Source organism: Cellulosimicrobium cellulans (assembly GCF_001722485.1).
Taxonomy (GTDB): domain Bacteria; phylum Actinomycetota; class Actinomycetes; order Actinomycetales; family Cellulomonadaceae; genus Cellulosimicrobium; species Cellulosimicrobium cellulans_A.
In genome coordinates, this window is the sequence record NZ_LWGL01000351.1 from 1 (window position 1) to 1,025 (window position 1,025).

Here is a 1,025-nt window from a genome sequence, read left to right on the forward strand (position 1 = left end):
GCGGTGCGCCTGCCCGTGCACCCCGACCTGCGCGCGACGGTCCTCGTGCCCTCGGCGCGGCTCGCGACGAGCCGCGCGCGCGGAGTCCTGCCCGAGGCCGTGCCGCACGTCGACGCCGCGTTCAACGCCGGCCGCGCCGCGCTCCTCGTCGAGGCGCTCACGCGGCGCCCCGACCTCCTGCTCGAGGCGACCGACGACCGGCTGCACCAGGACTACCGCGCGGACGTCATGCCGCAGTCCGCCCACGTCGTGCGGGCGCTGCGCGCGGAAGGCGTCGCGGCGACCGTCTCGGGCGCCGGACCCACGGTGCTCGTGCTGTCGGACGCCGGGCGGGCCGACCGCGCGGCCCGGGTCGCGTCCGGGGTCGTCGCCGGGATGCCGGGCTGGGACGTGCGCCCGGTCGAGGTGGCGGAGCGAGGCGTCGTCACGGAGCGGCTCTCGCCGTGACCACGGGGCGCCCGGACCGCTGAATCCCGTGGTGCTACGATGGGGGCAGCCTTCGGTCATGCTCTCCCGTTCCGTCGGACGTCGTCACGCTCGACGTCCTCCTCGACCGAGCCGAGAGCCATCCGTGAGAAGGCCATCCAGCCCACGTCAGATGACGTCGTCGTACCACTGACGCGTGGTAACACCTGCGCTCCGGCCGTCACGCGCCGAGCGTCGACCACCCGCGGCCCACCCTCTGAGAGGTGGGCGCAGACGAGGGGGAAGGGTCCTTCGTGACAGACACCATCGACACCGCCACGAGCAGCGCGACGAGTGCGTCCGCTGCCGGCGGGAACGCCCGGAGCGGCGCGCTGAGCACGCTGCGCCTCCCGGAGCTGCAGGCCCTCGCCTCGCAGCTCGGGGTCAAGGGCACGTCCAAGATGCGCAAGAGCGATCTCGTGGACGTCATCCGTGCCCGCACCGGCGAGCAGAGCGCACCCTCGCGCCCCGCCGGCGACGTGGCGCAGCAGACCTCCGAGGCGCCCGCCGCCTCCGGCCGTGGCCGCAGCCGCCGCGCCGACCGCCCCGCGAGCGCGGCC

Annotated in this window: 1 protein-coding gene and 1 pseudogene; both read left to right on the top strand. The window is 75.7% G+C overall.

The genetic code is table 11. The features are described 5' to 3' along the window. Positions 1 to 447: pseudogene (locus JZ5iCDA_RS17670) on the top strand (homoserine kinase); the annotation flags it as partial. A gap of 272 nt (positions 448 to 719) precedes the next feature. Continuing rightward, positions 720 to 1,025 (top strand): Rho termination factor N-terminal domain-containing protein (locus JZ5iCDA_RS17675; RefSeq protein WP_171905439.1); only part of this gene is annotated, 306 nt, incomplete at its 3' end.